The following is a 23,933-nucleotide window of genomic DNA, read 5'->3' on the forward strand; positions in this document are numbered from 1 at the left end:
ATAAAAAAATACGCGATTAAGAAGTAAACGTCAAAAAATTAAGAGGTATAAATTTATATGCATCAAAATGTTTGTCTTAACTGCGGTGACATAATCTTAAAGGAAATACATGAATGTTGCCAAAATAAGGAGCAACTTACGGCAACATACTTACAAGATATTCGTTTCTCAAAAATGTCTAAAAATATCGCTTTTTTTGTTCTTGGAGCACCTGGTAATGGTAAAAGTGGTATTACAGCATATATCGAAAGATCGATGAATGTATTAAAAGCTCATTCTAAATCTATATCGCACTTAAAAAATCAATTCAATAAATACTATTTACAGTTAGATGCTTATTTAGAAAAAGTTAATGAAGCAAATAAACAACATAAAAATCTATTGGTTGACTGCCGTGGAAATAATTATAGACTTGTGTATGAACTTGTTAAACACTGTAAATCATTAAAATATTCAACTATCTTAATGTCTCCAGTTGTCTTATTTCCTGATCAGTTATTTAGACGAATTAGCGAACGATCAATCAAAGAAGGTCGAGCAGATACTGATTTTAATATTGCAATGCAAAATTATACTTATGGAATAAGATTCCAGACATGGATGCATTTATTTGACCAAGCGTATTTATTTAACAATAGTGATGGAACTAGCCACAAATATCCTCTTCTTGCTTATTGTCAGTCTAACCGAGCCCCTAAAGTTTTTGATAAAGAAAATTTTAAAATATTTGTCGAAGATCGTTATCTATTATTTTATGAATATTGGAACACACTACAAAATGACAGTGAAACTCACAACATAGAGAATTAAAACAACTATTTTATTATAACTAAACCACCCATACAGCTATTAATCTAGGCTAGTTTTAAGGAAAAACCATCAATTACTAGTAATTTAGTTATACAATTACTTCTAATTTGTTATAATTTTTTAAAACTACATTTATAATATTTTAGGTGAAAAATATGCAAACTGATAAAAACCAACCTTCTTTTTTAATTCAAAAGGTATATACAAAGGATGTCTCATTTGAAACTATAAACTCCCCAATAAGTTTTAAAGAACAATGGGCTCCAACTTCAGATTTTAATATAGATATAAATACAAAAAAGATAAATACTGAAAATTTTGAATTAGACCTAACAATTACAATAACCACAAAAAATAATAATAACAATGTATATATTGTAGAAGTGACTCAATCTGGACTTTTTACAATTACAAATATGCCTGAGGAACAAATAGAATCAGTACTTAACACTTATTGTGCTAATACTTTGTTTCCTTATGCTAAAAGGGTCATTGACTCATCTGTCACAAAAGGTGGTTTTTTACCTCTTAATCTAGTTCCAATAAACTTTGATGCAATCTATTTACAAAAAAAATCTCAGCAACCAAAACACTAAAAAAAGAGTAGCAAATGGATAATTCACAAAATAGCTTAATTAAAATTTTAGGCTCGATAATGATAATAGTCGGCACCATGATAGGTGGAGGAATATTAGCTTTACCAATAATTACAGCTAAGCTTGGTTTTGTGATAGGCTCGATATTAATTATTGTCATTTGGAGTATCATGACATACACAGCTATAGTAATTTCCGATATTTCTTGCTCTATGCCATACGGAAGTAGCTTTAAAACTATAGCCCAAAGATACCTTGGTCAAACTGGTGGTATAGTAGCAAGTATAGCTTTTTTAGTACTTATGTATTTTATTAGTACTGCATATATTTCCGCTGCAGCTTCTTCACTATCAACCACCTTCCCTATGCTAAGCCAAAAACTATCAGCTTTAATTTTTGTAATCATATTTGGTAGCATAGTTGTTTTAGGAACTCGCTTTGTAGATTATGCCAATAGATTTTTCATAGTTTTAAAGATTTTAGTTTTAGTCATATTATGTGTGGTTTTCAATAAATACATAGAATTGCCAAACTTACTTGAATCACCTGTTGATCTTGGTATATCTCTTGTGATTGCGATACCTGTTTTTACTACATCATTTACTTCACATATCATTGTACCTGCACTTTCTGACTACCTAGCAAAAAATACAAAAGATATGAAAAGAGTAATTATTATAGGAAGTATAATCCCATTATTTCTTTATATAACTTGGGTAATTACCATATTAGGAGTTCTTCCTTTACATGGACCTATAAGCTTTATGACTTCTATATTTAGTCATATACCAGTTACCCAAGCGAATATTGGTGACATATTGACTACTCTAGGGCATAAAATTAAAACACCTGTTACAGATATCGTTTTACATATATTTACTTATGTGGCAATTATGACTTCTTTCTTAAGTGTTAACTTATCACTTTTTCACTTTAATATAGATACTTATAAACTATATAAAACCAAAAGAATTATAAGCTACTCTATTGCAACGGTACTAACTTTTGGTATACCTTTGATTATAAACCAACTTAACCCAAATATCTTTATATATGCCATGACTTGTGTTGGACTTTCTATAGCGATATTGCTTATGGTCATGCCTGCCTTAATGGCATTTAAAATAAATAAGCTTAAAGAAAGCTTTAACTATAAGATTTCTAGCTATAAAAGTTTATGGCTAGTATCTATAGTAAGCGGTGTAATTGTTGTACTGTGTGTTATCGCTTAAAATGTTACTTAACCTAAATTCTACTCTTATAAATAATTTTCTTGATAATATCCTATATCATAAAAGCTACTCTAAAGAGACTATTGGTAACTATAAAAGAGATTTATACCAGTTAAGTGATTTTATTGGGAATACAGATATTACTAAGCTAAAATCTCAAGATATACTTGGTTGGATAAAAAAATTACATTCTCAAGGAGCATCTCCAAAAACATTACAAAGGAAGCTTAGCTCAACAAGAAGTTTTTTTAACTTTCTAATTAACAGTGAAATAATTAACACAAATCCAGCTAGCAACATTAAAGCCCCAAAAGGCTCTAAAAAACTGCCAAAAGCTTTAAATATAGATGAATTAGCATATTTACTTGGTATCACTCCTTGCAGTGATATTGAAGCTCGTGACATAGCTAGCTTTGATTTACTTTATAGCTGCGGAATCAGACTTAGCGAGCTTTCAGCTATACAGCTAAAAGACATAAGTATGTCCCAGTGCAGTGTACGTGTAACTGGTAAAGGCAATAAACAACGTATAGTATACTTTGGTGAAAAAACAACTAATAGCTTAAAAAGGTGGTTAAGCATTCGTGAAAAATACAAACCCCAAACTGAACATTTATTTATCTCCCGTGACGGCAAGCAACTTACAAATAGATCTATCCAGAAACGGCTAGAATTATTTGCACGAAAGTACGCCTCTCGACATATTCACCCACATATGCTTAGACACTCTTTTGCAAGTCATGTTCTTGACTCTTCAAAAGATTTACTTGCTGTAAAAGACCTGTTAGGCCATGTTGATATTTCTAGTACCCAAATTTATACTCATCTTAACTTTCAACAATTAGCTAATGTTTTTGACAAGGCACATCCAAGAGCTAAGAAAAAATAATTTATGATTACTATTAATGTTTTTGATAAAAATATAATTGATCAAATAAAAGGTTTAAATTTACGGTTTGATTTTTCAATTTGCAAAGAAGACAAATATCTTTTTTACGAAAATGGTTTTTTAAAGTTATACAATAAAAATAAAGAACTTTATATAGACTTTAACAGTAATGATATTTTAAATAGAATAAACCCTCAAGCTAAAAAGTGTAGTGTAGTACAAGCTGTAGAAGGTAGAAACAAATCCAAATTACATATACTTGACACCACAGCTGGTCTTGGTAGAGATTTTTTTACACTTGCTGCTAGAGGACATAAAGTTACAGCTATCGAAAAAGATCCTTATATTTTTTTACTACTTAGCGACTCTATAAAAAGAGCAAAAGATATACCAACTTTAGAACTTATTACAAAAAATATCACATTAATTTATGATAATAGCTGTGATTACATATCAAGCACTAATGAGTTTTTTGATTGCGTATATATAGATCCTATGTTTCCACCACGTAAAAAAAGTGCTAAGGTAAAATTAGATATGCAATCCCTTCACGAGTTATTACAAAACAATGAAAATAGCAATAAATCACTTTTTGATAATGCTTACTCGAGTGCAAAAGCTAAAAAAATTGTTGTTAAAAGACCTATTAATGGCTCTTTTTTATCTGATAGAAAACCAACATCTCAACTAAAAGGAAAGACTAACCGTTTTGATATTTATTGCTTGTGACGTTCTAAATACTTCTCTTTACACGCGTATAAACACTAACCAATATAATTCCAGCTACAAACAAAAATATTGCTGAAAACCAATAGTAAATGGCGAAATCTTTAATATATTGTGGCGGAGCTTTTGAAGCTACTAGTGCCGAATTTGCATAATATAGAGCATAGCTTATAAAAACTGCTGCGACGATTATTAGCCCTTGGGGAATTCTATATACTAATAAAGCTCCCCCTATGACAAACAGCATATAGCAAAAATACTCAAAGCCAAATAAAAACTCATAAGTCAAAATAGCGGGATTTATAAAGGCATAAACTAACCAAATCCATATTATAATCATAATCGCACTAGTTAATAAAGCTAAAACTAGCCTATTTCCTTGTAACTTTGTATAGCTTGGCTCTAAAATCCAAACTATTGTTGCTAAAACAACTACACATAGCTGCATGGATAAATATGTAAAAGAAAGAAACATACTATACTTACCATATAGAAAAAGCTTAGTTAACAAAGCGAGAACTACCGCCAACCAAGCGAATCTGTTTTTCCTATAAAGTAGAAATGCAAATATAAGGAAGCAAAAATTACCAATACTATCGTATATAATATCATTTAAAGTGACCATTCTAATTGTTAGATTATTTACTATTTTAAATATTATCTCATAATTTAAGTCTATAGTTTAATTTTAAGCTTTTGCTTACGCTATATTTTAGCTATACTTGGCATATAACTACTATTTTTTTGAAGATTATCAACTAGAGATGCATAATTTAAATAAGATATTTATGAGTTTCATAATCATTGCTCTGACTAATATACTAGCTCAAGCAGAAACTGAAGTTTACTCATGGAGAGCTGAAAATGGAAACCTTGTTTTTTCTGAAACTAAACCACCTGAAGACGTTGAGTATAAAATCATAAATGTAGGCAGCCCTACAGTTGTTGATACAAACTCACCCGAGGAGTCTGAAAGCAGCGACGTCGTTAAGATTAAACAAGACGATATACAAAAATTAGATGACTCACAACTTGCTAAAAAGAATAAACAAGTTCTTAAAAAGAATCAAAATGATTTAGATATACAAGTAACATCACCAGATAATGACGCAAATATATTTACAAAAGAAGAATACATACCTATAAAAACAAATCCTGCTCTTACAGCTAATGATAAACCTGTGTTTACAATTAATGGTAACGTTATAGCAGCAAGTTTTGAAGATGGAACTTGGCAAATTCCTAGACCCACCCCAGGAAAAAATGAACTTATTATATCTGGCCATACAGCTGATGGCAAAAATATCAACCAAGCTAATATTTCTGTTTTCTACATCAAAAATGGTTGGTTACAGCAATCTAAAAATACCGGAAACTTACAAACAAACAGTAAATCATAAAAATTAAATTATTTAAATTTATTCCCATCTAACTTCTATAAACTTATCTTGATTTTTTTCTTTTAAATGTTTCAAGTTAGGGCATTTAATCGTATGTACTACAACTCCTTTGGATACACTCATATACCCTTCGATTCTATCGGGATATATAGGTTGACAACATCTTGCAAACTCATATTTCATACCGTCAAAACCTGAAACTAGAACTTTCATAAGCTCTGGTTTCTGTAGAGGGCTTTTTTTAGTTTGCTGCCTTTTTATTAGCTTCTCTTGGGCAGAGTAAGTATCAATTATGTAGTTAACTATACTTTTTATACGTACACTACCATTTTCAATAGCTGCAAATAAGCTATCTGCCATCTGCATATTAAATTTATTAGCAACCTCACCGAAATCTACTTCCTTAAGGTCATAACCTTTAAGCTCTTTTAAAATCCTTTCTTTACCGAGGGCTACGTTATCTTCTTTGTTTTGTTCATTGAACCACTTTACAACTCTTGATCTATTGCGGGCTGAAGTTAAATATCCTAAATTTTCAGACGCCCAATCTTTACTAGGATTTGGTTCTTTTTGAGTTAGTATCTCTACTTGATCTCCTGTAGTGAGCTTAGTAGTTAAAGGTACAATTTTACCATTTAACTTAGCTCCTTTTGTACGATGTCCCACCATAGTGTGTACAGAGTATGCAAAGTCTAACACTGTTGAGCCTTCTGCAAGATCAATAAGCTCATTAGCTGGAGTAAATACATACAGTCGTTTAGTTAATTCTTTAGACACCCTACTATAGTCATTAATTTCTTTCTCCCACTCAAGAAGTGATCTCAACCAAGCAACTCTTGCCTCGTAAGAAGCATCAAACTTAACACCTTCTTTATAACGCCAGTGTGCTGCAAATCCAAGCTCAGACTCCTCGTGCATTTTATGAGTTCTAATTTGTATTTCAAGATTTTGACCATGGGCTTTAACAACAGTATGTATAGATTTATATCCATTAGACTTCGGGCTTGCTATATAGTCACTAAACTCTTCCGGTATAGGGCAATATAGATTATTCACTTCTGCTAAAACTTTATAACATTCATCAACATTATTTGCTACAACCCTAATCGCTGTAATATCAAAAAGCTCATCTATATCTTTATAGTTTTTGTTTTTTAGCTTTTTATATATGCTGTATATATGTTTAACTCTACCTTGCACACCAGCATGTAAGTTATATTTTTTTAATATAGCTTTTAACTCTTCTATAACCTTATGTAAAAACTCCTCTCTCTGTTTACGAGTAGCTCCTAGGCTTTCAGCAATCTTTTTATACTGTTGACGCTCTAGAAAAAAAAATGCTCTATCTTCTAATTCCCACTTTATAGCACTCAAGCCTAATCGATTTGCTAATGGTGCATATATATCTAAAGTTTCTCTAGCTATAACTTGCTGGGTTTTATGGTTTAAAGATTTTAAGTGCCTAATAGTACACAATTTATCAACTATCTTCACTAAAACTATTCTGACATCTTCTATAATAGTCAAAAGCATCTTTCTAAATGTATCTATTTGCTCAAGAGATATCCTATCTGAACGATACATCCTAATAGCAGACATCTTACGTGTGCCTTGTAATATTTTTAACACAGTATGGTTACAGGTCTCTACTATTTCTTCATCGCTGACATCGCCAAAATTGTATAACTCATAAAGAATACCTGCAGCAACCGAATCTTCATCTGCTCGGATTTTAAAAAGTATATAAGCAATCTCTATAGCATATAAAAATGAACTAATACCTGTTGGATGGCGTACTAAATCTGCACTTTTTATTTTTAGTAATTCTAATGCTGAACTTATAAGCTCAAACTTATCATCAGAATAAAAGCTTTTTAATTCTGTAATCAAAGCTTGATCGTTTATCTGACCATCACTATCAAGCAATTTCGAATCAATGACTTGCATAAATATCCATTCTTTATAAAAAAATACAAAGTTAATCTATAAGCCGGGTTCTGTAATAAGCAGCCATTTATCTAGGCTTGCTGTCACCAACAAGCTCAAGCGACCTACCCTGCTACAGTGCGAGCAACACTATTGTAGCACTATTTGGTCTTGCTTTAGATGGGGTTTACAATGCCATTGAGTGTTACCACCAATGCGGTGTGCTCTTACCACACCTTTTCACCCTTACCTTTTTAACAAGGCGGTATATTTTCTGTTGCACTTTCCGTAGGCTCACACCTCCCAGATGTTATCTGGCATCTTGCTCTATAAAGCCCGGACTTTCCTCATCTAACCACTAAAGCTATCTTATATAAATCTAGCTATATTTAATAGCCACATGTAATAATGAAACACTTTATTGGTCAGACGCGACTGCCCGATCAACTTTGTAATCTTTTAACCTTGCCTAAGCTTAGCTAATTCAATCATGGTATTAGATTTTACAGAATTATATTCTTCCTGCAAAGTAACTATCTTGGCATTATAAGCTTTTTTTATTTTTATAAGCTCAGTTCCAAGTTCCATTCTATCATTATTTAGCTTTTCCCTATAATCATTATACTGTTCTTGTAACTGAATTCTATCGTATCTAACAGCCTGAATAAGCTTAAACAACTCTACTATATCCTTTGGATATTCATTTAGCTTATTAATACTAAAGCCTTCTTCGGCTCTATAATTGTAATCATCAGATTGGTTTATTATATCAAAATTTGGTTTCTTTATGAGCATGTAATGACTTAAATTTAATAAAAACTATATGTGTGCCAATCTGCCAAAAGCTACTAATAATTGCAATGCAATAGTAGCTATTCCAGATAGTAATATCATAACAAGGTACAGCTTACTTAGCAAGTGGTTTCTGGATTCTCTATTTCTAAGTATCCAAACCATAATAGCAGGCTGAATAACCAGTAAAAAAGCCACAAAAATACTTGCATAACCTAAAGCAGCTATAAAACTATTAACAAAGTATATTGCAAAAATTAAAGGAGGAACTAACGTTATGATCACAGCTAAGAGTTTTTGTAATTTTTTCGAAGTATCTAACTTATATAAATCCTTATTAAAAGAAAACAACGCCAGTGCAACCCCTAAGAATGAAGTTATAGTAGCAAAATTCTCAAAAAGCTGAATAAATAACAATGGTTTAGTTTGTCCTAATCCTTTATATGCTTGTGTTAGTGTTTGAGCTTTACTACTTAGATCAATAAAGCCATTAGTACCATATAAATTAACTGTACCTAAGGTGGCAATAACCCAAACCATATATACCAACAAAGGTGTTAAAGCACCTATTGCTACTGTTTTTTTGAATACTTTATCATTACCAAAGTAGTTCCGAATAGAAGGAATAACTATATGAAAACCAAAAGATGTGACTAATATTGGAATAGCAAACCAAGCGTACTCAATGCCCAAAGCTTTGTTTTCTAACAAAGAACTTTTGATTTCAGGAGCAACAAAGACTACAAATAGTACAAATGCTAGAATTTTCAAACTCAAAAACAACTCATTAACTCTAAAAACTACTCGTATACCCTTGAATATAAAAAAACCAAATACCACACAGAATACGAACTTTGCAACGTTACTATCAGTTATTCCACATAAGCTAAATACATAAGTTTGAAAAAGTTGTCCTCCCATAAATATATAAGCTGTTAGTAGAGAATATAACAATAATAAATAAAACAGAAAATTTAATGTTCTACCAAACTTTCCTAGTAGGTTGTAGGTAATAGAATCCATATCTGTACCTAAAGGCTGCGAAGTATTAGCCTCAACCATAAGCATAGCTGTAGCAAACATGATAATCCAAACTAAAAACAGCAACACTATAGCATACTTAAAACCAACAGCTGCCACAGCAAATGGTATACCAAGCATTCCTGCGCCAACTGCTGTACCAGCTATTATAGCTATTGCGCCTAACTGTTTTACGATAGAAACTTCTTTCATGATTATCCCAAACGCTATCCAAACGTCAAATTATAACAACAAATAAGGGGCTGTTGCAAGCTGGAATTAGATGGGTGGTAACAAGGCAAAAATATTCGAAAAAGCGCAGTTTACTCTTAGTAAATGAGCATTTGGAGAATATTTTTAACACAGTTAGAAACATATAATTTTAGTTTGCAACAGTCCCAATAACTAATATCTCTAATAAAATCCCACTATAAAACTTGATTTACAAGTTAAAACCTAACATAACCAAACCAAATGTAAATATAAATAAGTAACAAATTAAATTAAAGTACGTCTCAAGTGACTCTACCATTTTTGCCTTTGAGCCAGTTTTTGCAACGTTTTTTTGGTAAATTAATAAATGGTGAAAAAATATACGTTTCAACTATAGTTGGTGGCGCTTTGATACTTATCAGTTATTTTATAAATAGAAGCAGTCAATAATAAAAAGCAAGCAAAACGCTAATTTCTAGGATCAAAATCCATTTTTTCTTTCATTTGTAGGTAAAATTCTTTTTTATCTTCAGTATCTGCTAAAGGTAATTTAACATCATATACTATATAAAAATCACCTCCAGCAAGACCTTTGCCTTTTATACGCATTTTACGCCCAGATTGTGTACCCTCTGGTACCTTCATCCTTTTTTTACCAAAAGGGGTATCTATCTCTAAAGTTGTTCCAAGAGCTGCTTCCCATGGTGCTACACTAACGTGCTCATAGACATCATTGTTATCAATTTCATAATTTTTATGCGCAACCACTTCTATCTTTATATATAAGTCACCACTAGGAGCATTTATACCTTTTCCTTTAGCTCCTTTACCTTTTAATCTAAGCTTTTTGCCATTTCCTATAGCTTCAGGGATATTTACCTCTACAGTTTTGTGTTGCATAGTTGGCATTCCTTGAGCCCCAGCCTCTTGATAACTATAAGACACTGTTCGCTTACCACCTTTAATAGCCTCTTCAACGTTCAAGCGTAAAGATACTGTCATATCCTCACCTTTTACTGCTTTTGTTTGGCCACTACCAAAACCTCTTGGACCGCCACTTGCTCCACTAAACAGATCTCCAAAAATATCACCTAGATCCTCAAAGTTAAAACTTTGTGAACTTGAACTTGCTCCAGAAAATCCACTAAAGCCGCCTTGACCTCCAAAACCACCTTGTTGTACTTTGTCCCAATTCTCACCATAATTATCATACAGGGTTCTCTTTTCTTTATCTTTAAGAACTTCATACGCCTTTTGAATTTCTTTGAATTTTTCTTCAGCTCCAGCTTCTTTGTTTACATCTGGATGATATTTTTTAGCTAACCTTCTATATGCTTTTTTTAAATCAGCATCAGAGCAATCTCTACTTACACCTAATAATGAATAATAATCTGCCATTTAGCTTAAAACTCCCAACTGTCATTTATTCTATATATCTAATTATCTTATTCTAACAAAGTTATATATAAAAATGTTATACATATAGTCATTTCTATGTATATTTTATCTATAATCCAACTATGCTCATCCTACAGCTGCGAAGTATTACTACAAGCTCAGCAACTGCAAAGTAAAGCACTCAGCTACAACATGCTTTAACTAATTATAGACTCTTATATTTAATAATTGATCACACATATTTAACTTTATCTCCCTAAAGATAAGGACATTTCTGCTAAAAACAAGGAATATTGATTAAAGACTAAATTTCAACATACATTAAAGGCAAGCGAATAACAGGTATGTTCCCATATTTTACATTTTACACACAGCGATTTTTCATTTAATATATCTCTTAATTAACGCCACTATCGTCCAACTAAGACCTCTATGACTTTTATACCTAGCGATAGTAAAACAAATAAATTTTGCGTACAAAAAATAAGTACGCCTATTGGTATGACGCTTGCTATGGCAAATGATAACTACCTCTATTGGCTATCATTTATAAATGACTTGAAACAAGACTCTTTTGAAGATATACCAAAATATTATCATGAGAAAATATTGTTTCAAACAAATAATATTTTAGACAACCTAAAAAAAGAACTAGAAGCATATTTTAAAAGCCAACTAAAAAGTTTCAATATACCATTAAAACTAGTAGGTACTGACTTTCAAAAACAGGCCTGGCAAGAATTACTAAAAATCCCGTATGGTAAAACTATTAGTTATCTGGAACAAGCTCAAAATATCGATAAAGCTAAAGCTTATCGGGCTGTAGCAAATGCTAATGGAAAAAATCCTATATCTATAATAGTCCCTTGTCATAGGGTTATAAACGCTAATGGGAAGTTAGGCGGGTATACTGGAGGAATAGATAAAAAGGGGTTTTTACTTAATTGTGAAAGTAATTTTCCTTAAATTTTAGATGATACGTTTTCTATGCAACCATATCCAAACTAAAGGTATAGCTATAATTATTATATCTGCTATCACTAAAATTACCGTGTATTGAAAAACATTACTTACCCGAGAAAAAGCAGGCGGAAATAACCCTAATATAAAGCCTAGTATACACATCACTATCGCAACTACTGACATTGCTATAAGTAGCCAATTTGTATTTCGTTTGCCAACATAAAATACCCTATAAATACCTGGCTTAGTAAACCTAAGCCTGATAGCAGAGATAAATACCATAATCCACATAACTACAGTAAACTGCGATGTAATAGCCACCAGCAGAGCAAATGCTGCGTATACCGAAGGCATAATTAAAAAAGTTAAAGATAGAACCACAACAATAAGTACCTGAATCATTAACATATTAACTGGCATACCGAATCTGTTTTTTCCTGACATAATTTTTGGGAAAAATTTTTGCTCTGCTGCTGTTTGCATACCTCTAGCTGGACCTAAAATCCAGGTACTAAGAGCTGCTAACATTCCTACAGTTATCAACACTACTATTAAAGGTTTAGCATTTGCTAAACCAATAATATTTAACACTTGGGATATCCCTTGTATTAAACCATTTAATACATTTACGTCTTTTACAGGAATAATAATTGTTAAAGATATTGTGGCTAAAATAGTTAAAGATACTATAATTACAACCGCCATTAATATTGACCTAGGAATATTTTTTTCAGGGTTATTGATATTAGTCATATGAAAAGCAACCGATTGTATACCTGAGTAAGAAGAGAATGTCTTGACTAATAATGCATATGTACTTAAAGAAAAAACAGGCAATATCTCATTAAAGCCATAATACTCTAAATTGTTTTGTCCTGTTGCTAGAAAATATATCGCTCCAGCTATTAGTAAAACTCCAGGCACAATCATACCAAAAATAGCCCCGGTTATATTTAAGATAATAACTCTTTTAAATGGTAAACAATTAAACAAACTGATAACTATAAATACCGCTACCATAGCTAACCAAAAGGAAAAACTAGTCTGTGTATTTTCAGCAAACCCACGGAACCCTATGTAAGAAAAAGTAGCTATCAAAGCAGTAACTGAGCTAGGGAAGCCAACTACATTATTAAACCATTCCAACCACATAGCCAATACACCTGCCTTTTCACCAAGGCCTGCTTTAACCCAACTAAAGACACCTCCATTATTATGCGTAATCATACTACTAAGCTCAGCACATATAAGCGCTGTTGGTAGCAAAAATGTAATAGCAGCTACTAGATAAAAGAAAATGCTTTGAAGTCCTATAGTTGCCATATAAGCAATAGAACTTAAATTTATTATTGCGGAAATATTCAACATGGTAAGTGATAACGTTGAAATCTTTCTATTTAACTGCTGCATACTAACCCCTAAATAAAATATTCTTTAACTTTTGATCCTAGATTATAGTGATTATGTAATATCAACTATTTTGCAAAGATATTTTAAACGATAAATTGGTAACCTTTCATTTCTAATACTTAAAAATTTATTATAAAATGATACCAATTAACTCAACTTAGTTGTAGACTAGTTTGGTTTAAACAAAAAATACTAAAATAAGGTACAAAATTAAAAATATGTACCTTACGAAATGCTAAACAATAAGGAGAAGCATACATGCAAGCACAAGAATATATCGAAAAGATTATAGCTGAAGTTGAAAAGAAAGACTCTCATGAAAAAGAATTTATTCAAGCAGTCAAAGAGGTTCTTCATACTTTAAAACCAGCTTTGGAAAAAAATCCTAAATATATAGAAGAAAATATACTAGGTAGAATAGTAGAGCCAGAAAGGGGCGTTACTTTTAGAGTGCCTTGGGTCGATAGAAATGGTAATGTACAAGTAAATAGAGGTTATAGATACCAGTTTAACGGTGCTATTGGACCTTACAAAGGTGGTATTAGATTCCATCCAAGCGTTTACTCTGGAATTATTAAGTTCTTAGGCTTTGAACAAATTTTTAAAAATAGTCTTACTACTTTACCTCTAGGTGGCGGTAAAGGTGGTTCTGACTTTGATCCTAAGGATAAGACAGATACTGAAATTATGAATTTCTGTCAAAGCTTTATGACTGAATTACAAAGACATATTGGCCCTGATATTGATGTTCCAGCTGGTGATATTGGAGTTGGTGGAAAAGAAATTGGTTATATGTATGGCCAATATAGAAGAATTCGTGGCGCTTTTGAAAATGGTGTCTTAACTGGTAAGTCTCTAGAATCTGGCGGAAGCTTAATCCGCCCAGAAGCTACAGGATATGGTGCTGTTTTCTTTTTAGACGAAATGCTAAGACATGATGGTGTATCACTAAAAGGTAAAACAGTGGTTGTATCTGGTTATGGTAATGTGTCTTGGGGTGTATGTAAAAAACTTGACCAACTTGGGGCTAAAGCTGTTACAATTTCAGGTTCAAAAGGTTTTGTACATGATCCAGCTGGTATTATTGGAAATGAGAAGATCGAATTTTTATTAAAAATTCGTGAAGGTAAAGCTAGCATGCAAGATTACGCTGATAAGTTTGGCGCTACTTTCCACGCGGGCCAAAAACCTTGGGGAATCAACGCGGATATCGCTATTCCATGCGCAACTCAAAACGAAATCGGCGTTGAAGATGCTGAAAAACTTATCCAATCAGGTGTTAAATATATAGTTGAAGCTTCTAACATGCCAACAACAAACGAAGCTATAGAATACCTGATGAATGAAGGTATAATCCTTGCTCCTGGTAAAGCCGCTAACGCTGGTGGTGTTGCAACTTCTGGTTTAGAAATGTGCCAAAACTCTGCTAGAATTGCTTGGACAGCTGAAGAGGTAGAAACCAAGCTACAGCAGATTATGGCTAATATTTTTGACTCTTGCAGAATAGCGAGTGAAAAATATGGTCTTGGTTATAATCTAGTCGCTGGTGCTAACTTAGCAGGATTTGAAAAAGTAGCTGAAGCAATGATTCAACAAGGTAGATATTAATTTCTCACTCTTTTATACATTTCTTTTTCCTAAAAAAATTTCAAACAACTGGTATACTTACTAAATTTATTTAAGAGTATATATTTTTATTTTTTCTGATGTTAACACAACACAACAGTCACTATGATGTAATTATAATAGGCGCTGGAGCTGCTGGACTTATGTGTGCTATAGAAGCAGGCAAAAGACAACGTAAAGTTTTAGTTATAGATCATGCTAACAAAGTCGGTAAAAAGATTTTAATGTCTGGTGGCGGACGTTGTAATTTCACAAACTACAATGTTGCTCCTGATAGATATTTATCTGATAACCAACATTTTATGAAATCTGCTCTTAGCCGTTATACACAGTGGGATTTTATTAGTTTAGTTAGTGATTATAATATTCCTTACCATGAAAAAACTTTAGGACAACTTTTTTGTGATAATAAGGCTAAAGATATAGTAAATATGCTTCTAGCTGAATGTGATAAATATAATGTCAAGATAAAACTAGAAACTAAAATTAATAAAATTTACAAACAACAAACCTGTTTTAATGTGATAACAGAAACTTTGGATTATAGTTGTGAATCTCTAGTTATAGCAACTGGAGGCCTTTCAATACCAACTATGGGAGCCACTGGATTTGGTTATAAAATAGCAAAACAATTTGGACTAAAAGTAAACTCTCAAAGAGCTGGACTTGTGCCTTTTATTTTTAGCAAAGAAGATCAACAAAAGTTTGCAGAGCTAAAAGGCATCTCAATTTTCTGTAATGTCTCTAATGATAAAGCTAGCTTTGATGAAAATATTTTATTTACTCATAAAGGATTAAGTGGACCAGCTATTTTACAGATATCATCTTATTGGAATACTGGCGAAGCTATAAATATAAACTTATCGCCTAAGGTTAGTATTCAAGATTTCTTAGTAGAGAAAAAACAATCTGGTCTTAAAAGCATACTTAAAAATACTTTAACTGAATTATTACCAAAAAATTTTGTGACTACTTTTATTGATGAAGAATTTTTGTCTAAAAGAATATGTGACCTATCCAATGAAGAAATAAACCTAGTAGTCTCTAAGCTACACAACTGGGTTATTTACCCACAGACTACCGAAGGCTACCGTACCGCAGAAGTAACTCTAGGTGGTATAAACTGTGATGAGCTTTCCTCTAAAACTCTTGAATCTAAGAAAGTTAAAAATCTATATTTTATAGGTGAAGTTGTTGATATAACTGGGTGGCTTGGAGGCTATAATTTCCAGTGGGCTTGGTCTTCTGGTTGGGTTACTGGACAAGTTGTATAATCCTAAACTTTAAGTTATAATAAAATTTAACTAATCAAAGTATTTATTTATATCATGAGAATACCGTATGAAAATGAATTTATAATAAAGAAGTCTATACTTAAGGCTATAGAAAAAAATGCGAGTCCTGCAAAATTAGCTAGTTCATTTGGGATTTCCAAAAGCACTATCTACAAGTACCGTCGGGCACTAAGAGACCAAGGCTTTGTCAAAAAAAATGAAAATGGCATATATGTTATAGTAGTAAACAAATTTTCAATACAACATCCTACCGAAGAATTTGATAATTCATTTTCTCTAGCTATAGAAACTTGTACACCTGCTAAATACACTAAAATAAAAGACACATCAATGCGTGATGACATCGAACAACGACTTCAATCAAAGGTTGAAGAAATGAGAATGAGAAAGACAAAACAAGAACATGATAATGAAAAGGGTGTATTTAAAAAATTACTAAGAAAGTTTAAAAAAAATAATAACCCCTATAAATCCATATACTAATGTCTACAATATTTACATAATAGCACTTTTAACTTAAACTGCTCTTAACTATTAGCTAGCATAAAGATCCCAATGAAAAAATATAATATATTAATAACAGGTTGTTCCCACGGTGGTATTGGTTATGCTACAGCTGTATACCTTAGAGATTTAGGGCATAGAGTTTTTGCATCAGCGCGACAACAAAAAGATGTTGATATCCTAAATGCAGAAGGCTTTGAAACATATCTAATTGATGTAACTAACTATAAGCATATTGATAATGCTTTAGCCAACATTTTACAGAAAACTAATGGAACACTTGATGTTGTATTTAACAATGCTGGCTTTGGACAAGCTGGTGCTCTAGAAGATATTGAAACAAAACACCTTAAAAAACAGTTTGAAACTAATGTTTTTGGACTGCATAATTTAACAGTAAAAGCTCTAAAAATAATGCGTAAGCAAGGATATGGAAAAATTATCCAACACAGCTCAGTACTAGGTCTTATAGCAATGAAATATCGCGGAGCTTATAACGCTAGTAAATATGCTGTTGAAGGTCTAGCCGACACTATGAGATTAGAGCTTAAAGGCTCTGACATATACATGAGCACTCTAAATACAGGACCAATTACGAGTAAGTTTAGGGAGAACTCATTAAAAACTATCAAAAATGTTGAGTTTGAAAAATCAGCTCATAAGCTCCAATATGAAAAAATACTAGCTGGTAAACACAAAAAAGTTCCTTTTAATGAATCTGCTATTTCAGTAGCTAAAGTAGTAGAAAAAATAATAAACTCAAATAAGCCAAAACCAAGATACTACATAACAAAAGCTACGGTAATCATGGCTATTTTAAAAAGAATACTTACTAGCAAACTTATGGATACTTTTCTGAGCAAATACTAGATTTTATCTTTATCAAAGTTTACCTTATGATTTTCTTTCTTGTCAGGCTCCAAGATTTCTGGAGAACCTATCCTATTGAACAAATAGTAACTTAACCAGTTAAAGCTAACAACAAATTTATTTCTTATGCTAACCAAAAAAGTTATATGCACACCACCCCATATAAACCAACCTAATTTACCTGTAAGATTTAAACCAAATATCCTAGCTATAGCAGAGTGTTTTTGTATTATAGCCATAGTACCTAGATCCCTATATTTAAAATTTTTATATTGCTTTGACTTGTTCCTTTTAACAATATGATTAGCAATATATTTGCCTTGCTGCTTAGCTACAGAAGCTAATCCAGGTAAAGGGTTATCTGTACATCTAGAAATATCACCCCCCAAATAAATATTGCTGTACTCACTATGAGTCAAATCTGGTAAGACATTTACTTTACTTTTTGACATTTGTTTCTCCATCCATGACCCTAAGGGTTTTCCTTTTAAAACAGTACTCCATATAATAGTAGCACCCTGATAGATAGATTTATCTGTTTGCACACAGTGTTCAGAAATATCAATAACTGTTTCATTCAAATGGATTTTTACACCACGTTTTACCAATGAATAATAAGCATAATCAGATAATTTCTTAGGAAAAGCTGATAGGATTTTATCCCCACAATCAACCAAATGGATATTTACATCTTTTACAGTAAAACTAGTGTAAGTTTCAAAAACATCAGTTAAAAGCATGTCCAACAAAGCACCTGTAATCTCAACGCCTGTTGCTCCTGCGCCAATTATAATAAAAGTTAGATGCTTAAGTGTTTCAGTTTTGGAGCTAGCACTTTCTGCTAACTCAAATTGCTTTATAATATGGGATTTAATCTTTTGAGCATCATATGCTGTTTTTAAAGATAGTGTATAATTTTTCCATTCATCATTACCTAGATAGTCATACTCAACCCCTGGAGCTACTACTAGATAGTCATATTTATAAACATTTTCTGAGGTTTTTACTACTTGTTTACTGGGACAGATATCTATTACTTCACCCATCTTAAATTTAACGTTAGGTTTATTATGCAGTACTTTTCTAATAGGAGCTACGACGGAATTCAAAGGTATAAAAGCAGTAGCTGCCTGATATAACATAGGTTGAAACACATGATGGTTACTTTTATCTAATAAAGTAATTTCAAATTGGTCACTATATTTAGATAGTTTTTGTATACAATTTATACCAACAAAACCAGCGCCTATTATAACTATTTTTTTCATCTTTAGCACCTATAACAGTCCAGAGATTTCCATTTGCATGGAGATGACGACCGATTTTTTCACAGTTTCCAGTTTAACCATACAAATATATACAGGGACTGTTGCAAGCTGGAATTAGATGGGTCGTAACAAGGCAAAAATATTCGAAAAAGCGCAGTTTACATGTAGTAAATGAGCATTTTAAGAATATTTTTAACACAGTTAGAAACATATAATTTTGGTTTGCAACAGTCCCATACAATGAATTATATGCAAACTTATGCTAGAGTTTAAGGATTAACTTATAAAAATTACTTTCTAAACTTGTATAATCCCCACCCTATTAATATAAATATAGCTGGACCAATGATAAGCTCTGATTCATATATAAGCATTTCACTTAATGTCTGAATATCACTTGGTGGTTGAAAGCTAAATAAAATACCTAGTGTTGTTGAAACAAATACTAAAAAACCTAATAAATACCTAAACTTATTACTCATAAGCTTTATATAAGCAATTACCAAATACAAATAAGGTATAAAGTAAAGTATTGTTGCCATCAATATTAGTGCTTGATACATAACATTTACTGATGGTAAAAAGCTAGTCAACAATACTATAACTGTAACCAAAACGCCCATAGCTACTAGAGCGTTTTTTGGAGAGTCATGTTTGTTTGTTTTATGTAACCACTCTGGCAAAATTCCTCTTGGTGTACACTTAAAAAACATAACCACAGGTGCCAATAACCATATACTTACAGCTGCTAGTTCAGCAAATGTTAGTAAAAATGCCATTAGTTTTGGAAACCATGCCCAGTCAAATCTATGACCGATTATTTCAAAAGCAGTCATTAATCCAGAGGTTCCATTAATACTCTCGGGAGAAGAAACTAAATTTAAGGCTACAGTTCCCAATATATATAAACCTAATAATATAAAGGCAGATGCTAATAATCCATAATAAAGATTTCTTTTTACATTTCTAACTGAATTAGCAAATGTCGGAATAATTTCTATACCAGCCATAGCAAACATTATAATAGTAAGCGTAGATAGATTCCCCCACGTACTACCCTGTGGTATAAAATTAGAAGCTGAAAAATCAGTAGCACTTTTACCAGCTACAAAATAAGCAGCAAACCCTAAAACAATAATAGCTATAGCAGGTATAAATGAACCAAGTATCCCACCAACGTCAACAAGATATTTATTAACTTTTAGACCATAAAAACTAACAAATGTAACTAGCCAAAAAGCACTTAATACTACTATGACTATATAATAATTATTGTTAACTAACTCAGGGTGGCCTATAAAATAAGCAAAGTTAGTTGCTAAAAACATCAACACAGCTGGATAATAAAATATAGTGTTTACCCAATATAGCCAAGCGACCATAAAACCAGATTTTTCACCTAAGGCTCTGGTTGTCCAAGCATACATACCACCTTCATCAGGATACTTCCTGGACAGTTGAACAGCTATAACTACTAATGGTAGAAAGAAAATCAAAGCACCAAGTATCCAAAAGAATACAGCTGAAGCCCCTAAACATGCTGCTACTGGTATCCATCTAATACCAAAGTTAGCTGTAACAGCCATAATAGTGACGTCTTTAAAACCAAGAACTTTATTATTATCTGAAGAAGATAAACCCATAAGAACACCTATTTTGTAATTAATATATATTATTATAGGTCAAATTAAGTTTAATAATAAGAAAAAATTATATAAAAAGACAAATAAAATTAGAATAAATTACATCATCCCTGGCATGCCACCCATGCCACCACCCATAGGCATAGCTGGAGCATCTTCTTTGATCTCACCAACCATTGCTTCTGTAGTGATCATCAAACCTGCAATTGATGCTGCATGCTGTAAAGCAGAACGAGTAACTTTAGTAGGATCTAAGATACCCATCTCAACCATATCACCATAAGTGTCATTTGCAGCATTGTAGCCATGATTACCTTGTTTAGCTTTTACTTCATTTACAACTACAGAAGGTTCTCCACCAGCATTTGCTACGATCTGTCTAAGAGGAGCTTCTATTGCTCTTTTTAGTAGTAGGATACCGTGATTTTGGTCTTCATTGTCACCTTTTAAGCCCTCTAAAGCTTTTTGAGCTCTAATTAAAGCAACCCCACCACCTGGCACGATACCTTCTTCAACAGCTGCTCGAGTTGCATGTAAAGCATCATCTACACGGTCTTTTTTCTCTTTCATTTCAGCTTCTGTAACAGCACCAACTTTAATCACTGCTACACCGCCAGAAAGCTTAGCTAATCTTTCTTGTAATTTTTCGCGGTCATAATCAGAAGTTACTTCTTCGATATTCGCCTTAATTTGTTTAATTCTATTAGCTATTGCATCTTTATCACCAGCACCATCAATTATAGTGGTATCGTCTTTGGTTACTTGTACTCTACCTGCTGTGCCTAGATGCTCCATATTAGTTTCTTCAAGTTTCATACCAAGATCTTCAGAAATTACTGTAGCACCTGTTAAGATTGCAATATCTTCTAGCATAGCTTTACGACGATCACCAAAACCAGGGGCTTTTACAGCACATACTTTAACAATTCCTCTCATATTGTTTACTACTAGAGTTGCTAAAGCTTCACTTTCAACATCTTCTGCGATAACTAGCAATGCTTTGCCAGATTTAGATACACCTTCTAATACTGGAAGTAACTCACGAATATTAGAAATTTTCTTATCTACAAGCAAGATGTATGGACTTTCTAAATCTGTAGTCATGTTTTCTTGGTTTGTAGCAAAGTATGGAGATAAGTAACCTCTATCAAACTGCATACCTTCTACCACATCTAGTTCATCCTCAAAACCTTTGCCTTCTTCTACAGTTATAACACCTTCTTTACCAACTTTTGCCATCGCATCAGCAATGATTTTACCAACTGTAGAGTCAGAGTTAGCAGATATAGTACCTACTTGCTCTATAGATTTAGCATCTGAACAAGGCTTTGAAAGTACTTTTAATTCTTCTACTAATTTAGCAGCTGCTTTATCGATACCTCTTTTTAAATCCATTGGGTTCATACCTGCAGCAACAGCTTTTAAACCTTCTGTAAGTAAAGCTTGAGCAAGAACAGTAGCTGTAGTAGTACCATCACCTGCAACATCAGCTGTTTTTGATGCTACTTCTTTTACAATTTGAGCGCCCATGTTCTCAAACTTGTCTTCTAGTTCTATTTCTTTAGCTACTGATACGCCATCTTTAGTTATAGCAGGAGCACCATATGCCTTGTCTAATACAACGTTACGCCCTTTTGGTCCTAGGGTTACTTTAACTGCATTAGCTAGTGTATTTACCCCGTCTAACATCTTTACACGTGCTTCATCCGAAAATAAAACTTTTTTTGCTGCCATATTATTTCTCCTTTAAAATTTGTAAGACTTTTAAGTTACCCAATAATACCCATAATGTCATCTTCTGACATCATCAGAAGAGTTTCATCACCTACCTTTACTTCACTACCTGAATATTTACCAAATAGCACCTTATCGCCAACTTTTACATCCATAGGCTGGGTAGCACCACTTTCTAGCTTTTTACCGTTACCAACAGCTACTACCTCACCTTGACTTGGCTTTTCTTGAGCACTACCAGTTAAGATAATTCCACCTGCAGATTTTGTTTCTTCTTCTGCACGACGAACTAACACTCTATCTTGTAATGGTCTAATATTCATAACGATCTTACTCCTTTGTTATTTATAGAAAATCTCAAATCTTATGCAACTATAGACTCACCTAAATTCTATAGACTTGCAAAGCTAGATATTGTGACTAAAAATTTCTTTTCAAGGTAATTTTTTGTTTTTTTATACGTCCTAATACAGTTTACGCAACTCTTAGTCTACATAAGTTTTAAAACCACATTAGAAATTAATTCATTTCGATCTCATGAAAGAAAAAGACATTCTCATCTGTATTAACAAGATCATAATATGCATATAAGTATGAGAAAAAAGATTCTATATTTCTTATATCTTGATTTACAATTCCTATATTAGGGTCAAAAAAAAGAAAAGAATCACCAGAAATATATAGTAAACAAGAATGGTTCTTACTAGATGCCACTTCTATATCTTTATGAAAATTTCTACCAGCATAAGAAACTATTGCTGGCTTAGAATCCTTCTTAATAAATAAACCAAATGAAAATGATACTATAAACAAACCTTTTCTACCTCTATAATCATTTAAGCTTTCAGCCATACGACTAAGCTGGTTATTGATTTGGTTATAAATAGTATTCTGTCGAGATATCTCATTTAAAATATACCAATTTTTAACAATCTTAAAATTATCGTTTGCAAATAACTGTTTTGATATAGTATCTATACTGTCCGTTAACTGTTGTCGTGTAAAATCACCCCATAAATCGAACACGTTAAAATTTTTGTCTAGATTATGACTAAAGAAGTTAATATTAATCTTTTTATTATAAGAATTTTGCTTTTTATGTACAGAACTCAATAATTTATCTGTTTTAGTCAAATTACCTTTTATTTCTGATGCGTTTTGAGAAATATAATTAAATAATAAATGTGTAGGTTTCTTTTGACCTTTTATTAACTCTCCAAGTAAAATACTCAAAGTTAAACATAGTCCTTGAGAAAACATTTCTCCTTGGCTAAATTCTGTAAAAAATTTAGAAGTATCTAAAAATTGTCCCTTATAACCGATGTTTCTTACTTCATTTTGATAAAAAAATCTAGGCATATTAGCAGCTCCCTTGTTAACTTCGGTAAATATTAACCATCATATGTTTAAAGTTTTAACTGGTTAATTATATTCTAGTTATATCAAATTAGTTAGTTAGTTATTTATCAACTTGTCTTTTTTTAATAAGCCCTAAGGATTTTTAATAAGCATAATAGCCAGAAATGGCACAGCCTAGAGTAATAAATCTACCAAAGACGGTTTTGCTTTAAGAAAGCAAACCTAATATTTGAGCTAATGTCATAATTAAATTGACCAA

22 protein-coding genes, 1 other RNA gene and 1 pseudogene are annotated in these 23,933 nt (G+C 32.2%); 12 read left to right on the forward strand and 12 right to left on the reverse strand.

Features of this window, described 5'->3' with window-relative positions; all coding sequences use genetic code 11:
• Nucleotides 1-57: 57 nt before the first annotated feature.
• The 5 genes from E4K63_RS06725 to E4K63_RS06745 all read left to right on the forward strand — a co-directional run bounded on the left by E4K63_RS06725 (nucleotide 58) and on the right by E4K63_RS06745 (nucleotide 4,256).
• Nucleotides 58-810: a hypothetical protein gene (locus E4K63_RS06725; protein WP_133942027.1), complete on the forward strand. Its 753-nt coding sequence runs from the start codon at nucleotides 58-60 to the stop codon at nucleotides 808-810.
• Nucleotides 811-965: 155 nt separating this feature from the next.
• Complete coding sequence (secB, locus tag E4K63_RS06730; protein WP_133942026.1) at nucleotides 966-1,406, forward strand: protein-export chaperone SecB; 441 nt, start codon at nucleotides 966-968, stop codon at nucleotides 1,404-1,406.
• A 14-nt stretch (nucleotides 1,407-1,420) separates the two neighbouring features.
• On the forward strand, nucleotides 1,421-2,638 hold the full coding sequence (locus E4K63_RS06735) for an amino acid permease (protein ID WP_133942025.1): 1,218 nt from the start codon (nucleotides 1,421-1,423) through the stop codon (nucleotides 2,636-2,638).
• Nucleotide 2,639: 1 nt separating this feature from the next.
• A complete protein-coding gene (locus E4K63_RS06740) occupies nucleotides 2,640-3,527 on the forward strand; it encodes a tyrosine-type recombinase/integrase (protein WP_133942024.1) in 888 nt (295 codons plus the stop codon).
• A gap of 12 nt (nucleotides 3,528-3,539) precedes the next feature.
• Complete coding sequence (locus E4K63_RS06745; protein WP_166666900.1) at nucleotides 3,540-4,256, forward strand: class I SAM-dependent methyltransferase; 717 nt, start codon at nucleotides 3,540-3,542, stop codon at nucleotides 4,254-4,256.
• A gap of 4 nt (nucleotides 4,257-4,260) precedes the next feature.
• On the opposite strand, the gene E4K63_RS06750 is transcribed toward E4K63_RS06745, so the two are convergent.
• Nucleotides 4,261-4,728 (reverse strand): hypothetical protein, encoded by a 468-nt coding sequence (locus E4K63_RS06750; RefSeq protein WP_244947444.1) that lies wholly within the window; start codon nucleotides 4,726-4,728, stop codon nucleotides 4,261-4,263.
• 289 nt (nucleotides 4,729-5,017) lie between these two features.
• On the opposite strand from E4K63_RS06750, the gene E4K63_RS06755 reads away from it, so the two are divergent.
• On the forward strand, nucleotides 5,018-5,653 hold the full coding sequence (locus E4K63_RS06755; RefSeq protein ID WP_133942021.1) for a DUF4124 domain-containing protein: 636 nt from the start codon (nucleotides 5,018-5,020) through the stop codon (nucleotides 5,651-5,653).
• A gap of 18 nt (nucleotides 5,654-5,671) precedes the next feature.
• Here E4K63_RS06755 and E4K63_RS06760 read toward each other — a convergent pair whose 3' ends face one another.
• From E4K63_RS06760 to E4K63_RS06775, 4 genes are all read right to left on the reverse strand, one after another.
• A complete protein-coding gene (locus E4K63_RS06760) occupies nucleotides 5,672-7,600 on the reverse strand; it encodes a RelA/SpoT family protein (RefSeq protein ID WP_133942020.1) in 1,929 nt (642 codons plus the stop codon).
• Between the two features lie 23 nt (nucleotides 7,601-7,623).
• Nucleotides 7,624-8,030: RNase P RNA component class A (gene rnpB / locus E4K63_RS06765), an RNA gene on the reverse strand.
• Between the two features lie 8 nt (nucleotides 8,031-8,038).
• A complete protein-coding gene (locus E4K63_RS06770; protein ID WP_133942044.1) occupies nucleotides 8,039-8,368 on the reverse strand; it encodes a hypothetical protein in 330 nt (109 codons plus the stop codon).
• 30 nt (nucleotides 8,369-8,398) lie between these two features.
• Nucleotides 8,399-9,604, reverse strand: a complete 1,206-nt coding sequence (locus tag E4K63_RS06775) for an amino acid permease (RefSeq protein ID WP_133942019.1) — start codon at nucleotides 9,602-9,604, stop codon at nucleotides 8,399-8,401.
• Nucleotides 9,605-9,921: 317 nt separating this feature from the next.
• Between E4K63_RS06775 and E4K63_RS08345 the strand changes: the two are divergent.
• Nucleotides 9,922-10,076, forward strand: a pseudogene (locus tag E4K63_RS08345) (DMT family transporter); the annotation flags it as partial.
• Here the strand turns inward: E4K63_RS08345 and E4K63_RS06780 are convergent.
• Complete coding sequence (locus E4K63_RS06780) at nucleotides 10,073-11,002, reverse strand: DnaJ C-terminal domain-containing protein (protein WP_133942018.1); 930 nt, start codon at nucleotides 11,000-11,002, stop codon at nucleotides 10,073-10,075. The pseudogene E4K63_RS08345 and the gene E4K63_RS06780 sit on opposite strands and share 4 nt — an antisense overlap.
• A gap of 432 nt (nucleotides 11,003-11,434) precedes the next feature.
• On the opposite strand from E4K63_RS06780, the gene E4K63_RS06785 reads away from it, so the two are divergent.
• On the forward strand, nucleotides 11,435-11,968 hold the full coding sequence (locus E4K63_RS06785) for a methylated-DNA--[protein]-cysteine S-methyltransferase (protein ID WP_166666899.1): 534 nt from the start codon (nucleotides 11,435-11,437) through the stop codon (nucleotides 11,966-11,968).
• A gap of 3 nt (nucleotides 11,969-11,971) precedes the next feature.
• On the opposite strand, the gene E4K63_RS06790 is transcribed toward E4K63_RS06785, so the two are convergent.
• On the reverse strand, nucleotides 11,972-13,375 hold the full coding sequence (locus E4K63_RS06790; RefSeq protein ID WP_133942016.1) for an APC family permease: 1,404 nt from the start codon (nucleotides 13,373-13,375) through the stop codon (nucleotides 11,972-11,974).
• Nucleotides 13,376-13,633: 258 nt separating this feature from the next.
• Between E4K63_RS06790 and gdhA the strand changes: the two genes are divergently transcribed.
• The 4 genes from gdhA (at nucleotide 13,634) to E4K63_RS06810 (ending at nucleotide 17,670) form a co-directional block, all read left to right on the forward strand.
• Entirely contained in the window at nucleotides 13,634-14,983 is a 1,350-nt protein-coding gene (gdhA, locus tag E4K63_RS06795; RefSeq protein ID WP_133942014.1) for an NADP-specific glutamate dehydrogenase, read from the forward strand.
• A gap of 98 nt (nucleotides 14,984-15,081) precedes the next feature.
• Nucleotides 15,082-16,275 carry a BaiN/RdsA family NAD(P)/FAD-dependent oxidoreductase gene (locus tag E4K63_RS06800; protein WP_133942012.1) on the forward strand — a complete coding sequence of 398 codons (1,194 nt, stop codon included), beginning with the start codon at nucleotides 15,082-15,084 and terminating at the stop codon, nucleotides 16,273-16,275.
• A 54-nt stretch (nucleotides 16,276-16,329) separates the two neighbouring features.
• Complete coding sequence (locus E4K63_RS06805; RefSeq protein ID WP_133942011.1) at nucleotides 16,330-16,779, forward strand: FTL_1293 family small RNA FtrC-regulated protein; 450 nt, start codon at nucleotides 16,330-16,332, stop codon at nucleotides 16,777-16,779.
• 72 nt (nucleotides 16,780-16,851) lie between these two features.
• Complete coding sequence (locus tag E4K63_RS06810; protein ID WP_133942009.1) at nucleotides 16,852-17,670, forward strand: SDR family NAD(P)-dependent oxidoreductase; 819 nt, start codon at nucleotides 16,852-16,854, stop codon at nucleotides 17,668-17,670.
• On the opposite strand, the gene E4K63_RS06815 is transcribed toward E4K63_RS06810, so the two are convergent.
• The 5 genes from E4K63_RS06815 to E4K63_RS06835 all read right to left on the reverse strand — a co-directional run bounded on the left by E4K63_RS06815 (nucleotide 17,667) and on the right by E4K63_RS06835 (nucleotide 23,674).
• The gene (locus E4K63_RS06815) at nucleotides 17,667-18,938 is read right to left on the reverse strand and encodes an NAD(P)/FAD-dependent oxidoreductase (protein ID WP_133942007.1); all 1,272 of its coding nucleotides are present in this window, start codon (nucleotides 18,936-18,938) and stop codon (nucleotides 17,667-17,669) included. The genes E4K63_RS06810 and E4K63_RS06815 overlap by 4 nt on opposite strands.
• 290 nt (nucleotides 18,939-19,228) lie before the next feature.
• Entirely contained in the window at nucleotides 19,229-20,581 is a 1,353-nt protein-coding gene (locus E4K63_RS06820) for an APC family permease (RefSeq protein ID WP_133942005.1), read from the reverse strand.
• A 99-nt stretch (nucleotides 20,582-20,680) separates the two neighbouring features.
• Nucleotides 20,681-22,315, reverse strand: a complete 1,635-nt coding sequence (gene groL / locus E4K63_RS06825) for a chaperonin GroEL (protein WP_133942003.1) — start codon at nucleotides 22,313-22,315, stop codon at nucleotides 20,681-20,683.
• Between the two features lie 35 nt (nucleotides 22,316-22,350).
• Nucleotides 22,351-22,638 carry a co-chaperone GroES gene (locus E4K63_RS06830; protein ID WP_035720971.1) on the reverse strand — a complete coding sequence of 96 codons (288 nt, stop codon included), beginning with the start codon at nucleotides 22,636-22,638 and terminating at the stop codon, nucleotides 22,351-22,353.
• Between the two features lie 196 nt (nucleotides 22,639-22,834).
• Entirely contained in the window at nucleotides 22,835-23,674 is an 840-nt protein-coding gene (locus E4K63_RS06835; protein ID WP_133942001.1) for a hypothetical protein, read from the reverse strand.
• Between the last annotated feature and the right edge of the window lie 259 nt (nucleotides 23,675-23,933).

Source organism: Allofrancisella inopinata (assembly GCF_012222965.1).
Taxonomy (GTDB): Bacteria; Pseudomonadota; Gammaproteobacteria; order Francisellales; family Francisellaceae; genus Francisella; species Francisella inopinata.